Genomic DNA, 3,865 nt, shown 5'->3' on the forward strand with positions numbered 1-3,865 from the left:
GCGACGGCCAGCCGGTGCGACTCCGGCCGGGCCGCGCCGCGCCGGGCCAGCGCGAGCTGCACCCGGGCCGTCACCTCCTCCAGGGCGAACGGCTTGACGATGTAGTCGTCGCCCCCGCTCGTCAGCCCGCGCACCCGGTCGGCCGTCTCCGAGCGCGCGCTGAGGAAGAGCACCGGCGCGTCTATCCCCCTGCCCCGCAACCGCTTCAGCGTCTCGAAGCCGTCGAGGTCGGGCAACATCACATCGAGCACCACCGCATCGGGCGGGTATGCCGCGGCGTCGGCGAGCGCCTCCATGGCCGTTCCGGCCGTGCGCACCTCAAGGCCGGCCAGGCGAAGGGCCGAGGCGACCAGGTAGGAGATGTTCTCCTCGTCGTCGACGACGAGGACGCGGGCCGCGCTGGGAGGGGCGGCGGGCGGCATACGCCCCACTCTGGCACGGCGGCACGAGGGAAGGCTCGGGGTTTGCTGGAGAGTCCCTGTGGGTCGGAGAGGCCATCTGCAGGAGATCGCCAGGCGCCCTTGGACCGCTCGCGAGGTGGCCACCGGAGAGTCGGTGCTGTCCACACCGGGCCCAGCGAAGGGCCCGGCACCCACTGAATGAAAGGCCACCCCCATGTCCGCTCGTTCCGCCCTCGCCGCCGGCGCCCTCGTCGCCGTCTCCTTCACCGGGCTCGCCATCGCCGTCGGCGGCTCCGCCACCGCGGCCACACCCCAGGCGTCCTCCGCCCTCGGCGTCGTCTCCGCGGCGGCCGCGACGACGACCGACACGGCCGCGCCGACGCTCGGCTGGCGCTGGTGGGCCGGGCTGAGCAGCGACCAGCAGCAGTGCCTGGCCAAGGCCGGCCTGACCCGCCCGGCCTTCCCGCTCACCGATGCCGAGAAGGCTGCCGTCCAGACCGCGGTCCGCGACGTCGCCCAAGGCTGCGGCATCACCCTGCCCACGGGTGAGCGCGCGGCAGCGATGAAGACGTGGTGGGAGGGACTGACCGACGACCAGCGCACCTGCCTCAAGGACGCCGACGTGACCCGCCCGCTCGGCCCGCTGACGGCGGCTGAGCGCAAGGCCGTGCGCGAGAAGGTGACCGCCGCCGCCACGTCCTGCCACGTCACGCTGCCGACGCTGCCGAAGACCGGCGCCAAGGCCTCCGGGGGCAGCGGCTCCTGACCGTGGCGACAACGCCGGGCGGCGGGCCCCAAGGCGGGCCCGCCGCGTGTCACGATGCACCCCGTGGACCCCTCCCTGCGCGGGCGCCTCGAGCGACGGATCGGCCTGCTCCGGGACCGCTACGCCGGCGCGATGTGGCAGCGCGTCATGCACCGCGACCTCGCCGCCCACTCGCTCGCGCTCGCCGCCCAGCAGGTGCTGAGCAACCGCTCGAGACTGATGACGACGAAATCGTCTTCCAGCCCGAACAGCACTGACGTACTGTCGATCATGCTCGTGGCCTCGTTGCTGCTGACGGAGTAGAGACCAACAGCATGACTGGGGCCACGAGCCCTCTCAGGTCAGGGCACCCCGCTCAAAGTCGAAGAGCCCCCAAACTGGCTCATCACAATCCAGGGTGTAGGCGGGACCTTGATCCAAGGGTCGCCGGGGATGATGCTGCCGAGACCGCCGTTTGGTGACCCCTCTGGTTGGTCACTCACGGGGGGGTGAGTATTCGGCATTTCGGTCGACTGCGTCGTACACCTGTTGGCCGATCGGTGATCGCAGTTCCTCGGCGATGTGTCCCTGTAGGCCGGCAGAGCGTGCAACCAGGGAGACGCCTCGGGTCAGGTGTGGAGGGATGCCGATGTCCGCAAGCGCTGCTCCGCAGACTCCGGCTCCGTTGACTGGCAGTCGCCGACCCAGGAACTTCCGATGTATCCGGTCGATGGCCTCGAGGAGCCGCAGGCTGTTTCCGAGCACACCCGCCTCCGCGGCGATTCTGGACAGCACCGGAGTACGTGGGTCGCCATCCTTGTGCACTGGATGGCCCAGCCCGGGTACGAACAGACTCTGCTCGACACGGGTGCGGATCAACTGGGTCTCCCGCTTTCGGCCGGAGCGGGACGACCGGCTACTTCACGCAGGGGATCCCCGAGCCCTGCAGCTCGGTGAGCGCGGTGGGCGGCGGACCCGAGACGCCTCCACCGGTCGCGTCGACCGGAGCAGCCGCCGAACCAGAGGGTGCCGGGGATGATGCCGGTGCGGCCGTCGGCCCCAGCCCGCTCGGTGCGGTCCAGCCCGACCCGATGGTCAGCACCATCGTGCCGGCGCTCAAGGAGGTGTCCTCGCGGGGCGTCACCCCGCCCAGATAGGTCGCGAGCGCCTTGGCGCGGTCGGCGTCGCCGGCGGCATACGCCAGCGACGACGCCTCGGTTGCGGTCCCGGTCGATGCCTTGCCGCGGGTGAAACCCTTGGCGGCGAGGCCGTCGAGCACGGCCTTTGCCGCCCCATCTCGTCCGGAGGCGTTGACGACGTCGAGGGTGATGCCGGCACCGTTGATGGACGGTGTCGGGGTCGGTGAGGCCGGCGCGGCCGAGGTCGGTGTGGGCGGGTTGAGCTGCTCCTTGACCGTCGCGCGGATCGCTGCGAGATCGACGACGTTGACGTCCTGGCCGTCGACGTTGTCGAAACTGGCCACCGGCAGGGTGAAGAAGCTGAGGTTGCCACCCTGGAGGGTGTTCGCGGTCTTGGCCAGCGTGATCGGGTCGAGGCCGCTGTCGATCGCCGTGTTGCGCTGGGCAACGTCGACGATCCCGTTGATCTTCACCGGGTTCGTGAGGGTCGAGCTCTGCTTGAGCTGGGTGAGCAGCGAGACGATGAAGGCCTGCTGGCGGCGGGAGCGATCGAGGTCGGTGAAGAGCAGCTTGGAGTTGGAGGTGTCGCGCCGCTGGCGGACGAAGGACACCGCCTGTTGGGCGTTGATCTGCTGCTCCCCCGCCTTGAAGTCGGCCCCCGAGTAGGTGTCGACCGTGTCCTCCTTGACGCACACCGTGATCGGCTGGACGACCTGGGCGATCTCGAAGAAGGCCACCATGGTGACCTCGACGAAGTGGTCGATGGAGACGTCAAGGAACTTCTCGACCGTCGCGATCTGGGCCTTGCGCGCCGCATCGCGCGATTGCTTGTGACGATCCTCCGCCGACAAACCGGCCTGGTTGACCAGCCGTCTGTTCTCCTGGTCGAAGGCCAGGCCGTAGGCGGTCTTGATCTTTCCCTTGCACACCCCGTCCGGGCACCCGGCCAGGTCGACATAGTCGTCACGGGGGATGGAGAAGGCGACCGCGCGCGAGCCATCGGCGGGGATGTGGACATACATGAGCACGTTCGCGTTGAGTCCGCCGTCGGTGGCGTCTCCGGCCTGCAGTGCTTCGTAGAGCTCCGGCGACAGGGGCTTGCCGTTCATGTCGAGGCGGCTGTCCAGACCCATGAGCAGGATGTTCATCTCCTCTCCGGTGGCCTTGCCCTCGAGGATGTCCGAGCGCTGGATGCCGAAGCCAAGACGCGCGACCTGCCACACGGCATACCCGGCAATGACGAGGACCACGGCGACCACGGCACCGATGACGGTGCGCGCCAACCGGCGTCCACGAGACCGGCGAGGCGGCGGCGAGCCGGGTCGGCGCTCACCGGAAGAAGACCCCGACGACTGGACCCGCTGCTGCGGAATCCGCTGCTGCGGAATCCGTTGCCCAGGCCCGCGCTGTGCCGGAATCCGCTGCTGCGGGACGCGGCGTGGCGGTCCGTCCCCGGGTCTGCGGGGGCTGGGCGGACCGGGCGGGCCGGGAGGTCGGGTCACCGGAGCAGTGTCGCGCAACGCGCTGTCCGCGTCTGCAAAACCACGCCGCCGGGTCTCCAAACGGTGGCACCACGGCCG

Annotated in this window: 5 protein-coding genes; 2 read left to right on the plus strand and 3 right to left on the minus strand. The window is 70.1% G+C overall.

Annotation, left to right across the window (positions count from 1 at the left end):
• Nucleotides 1–422 (minus strand): response regulator (locus BN10_RS13880; RefSeq protein ID WP_156917410.1); only part of this gene is annotated, 422 nt, incomplete at its 3' end.
• A 193-nt stretch (nucleotides 423–615) separates the two neighbouring features.
• Here BN10_RS13880 and BN10_RS13885 point away from each other — a divergent pair.
• Nucleotides 616–1,167 carry a hypothetical protein gene (locus BN10_RS13885; RefSeq protein WP_010851884.1) on the plus strand — a complete coding sequence of 184 codons (552 nt, stop codon included), beginning with the start codon at nucleotides 616–618 and terminating at the stop codon, nucleotides 1,165–1,167.
• 63 nt (nucleotides 1,168–1,230) lie between these two features.
• Nucleotides 1,231–1,470, plus strand: coding sequence for a hypothetical protein (locus BN10_RS13890; protein ID WP_040751968.1), 240 nt, complete (start codon nucleotides 1,231–1,233; stop codon nucleotides 1,468–1,470).
• 171 nt (nucleotides 1,471–1,641) lie between these two features.
• Here BN10_RS13890 and BN10_RS18305 read toward each other — a convergent pair whose 3' ends face one another.
• The gene (locus tag BN10_RS18305) at nucleotides 1,642–2,025 is read right to left on the minus strand and encodes a citrate/2-methylcitrate synthase (protein ID WP_084311094.1); all 384 of its coding nucleotides are present in this window, start codon (nucleotides 2,023–2,025) and stop codon (nucleotides 1,642–1,644) included.
• 37 nt (nucleotides 2,026–2,062) lie between these two features.
• A complete protein-coding gene (locus BN10_RS13900; protein ID WP_010851888.1) occupies nucleotides 2,063–3,568 on the minus strand; it encodes an LCP family protein in 1,506 nt (501 codons plus the stop codon).
• Nucleotides 3,569–3,865: the final 297 nt, after the last annotated feature.

The sequence above is a fragment of the Phycicoccus elongatus Lp2 genome (assembly GCF_000367525.1).
GTDB classification, from domain to species: domain Bacteria; phylum Actinomycetota; class Actinomycetes; order Actinomycetales; family Dermatophilaceae; genus Phycicoccus_A; species Phycicoccus_A elongatus.

Bases quoted from the DNA above. Each gene is read 5' to 3' on its own strand.
- BN10_RS13885 (WP_010851884.1), top strand. From the start codon at position 616: ATGTCCGCTCGTTCCGCCCTCGCCGCCGGCGCCCTCGTCGCCGTCTCC.